The organism is Pseudomonas meliae (assembly GCF_001400515.1).
Classification (GTDB): Bacteria; Pseudomonadota; Gammaproteobacteria; order Pseudomonadales; family Pseudomonadaceae; genus Aquipseudomonas; species Aquipseudomonas amygdali.
The window spans coordinates 681-1196 of sequence record NZ_LJQT01000117.1 but is presented as its reverse complement, the minus strand read 5'-3'; the positions used below and the strand labels follow the sequence as shown (position 1 = coordinate 1196).

Below are 516 nucleotides of genomic sequence, written 5' to 3'. Positions count from 1 at the left end.
TTTGAAACCCCGCAGAGCGGGAAAGCGTTGTCGTTGTCGTTGTTGGTTGTCGTCATTCAGGTGCCCTCAGGAGGTGATCTTGTGGCCAAAAAAGTGACCAAATCATGCCCCGTGTCGTGCCGTTTCACGGATGAACAGTTCACTCAGTTTGCCGAGCCCATCGCGCAATCCGGCCTCAAGCCAGCCCGCTTCTTTCATGACCTGGTGATGAGCCGTTCGCCTACCTTCGAGCAGTCCGCAATCGACAAGAAGCGGATGCAGCAGGTATTCGAAAAGTCCGGACATGCTCTAAACCGAGTTGCCTACTCCGCAAACTCGGCACCCTATAACGGCACGCTTTATCAAAAACAATATCTCCACTGGCTTAATAAGCTGAACGCTATTCAACAACTATTGCTCACGGTATTGCTCGAGACTGACCCGCCAAAACCGGCAAGGCCAGTCCATAACGGCAACCGTGGTTCACCTAACGTATCTGGCAAAAAAGTTCACATCATCCGGTTTCGACTCACCCAA

General features: G+C 51.9%; 1 pseudogene (cut by a window edge). It reads left to right on the top strand.

Features of this window, described 5'->3' with window-relative positions:
- Positions 1-81: 81 nt before the first annotated feature.
- Positions 82-516: pseudogene (locus tag ALO64_RS26610) on the top strand (plasmid mobilization protein) (it continues 284 nt past the right edge of the window).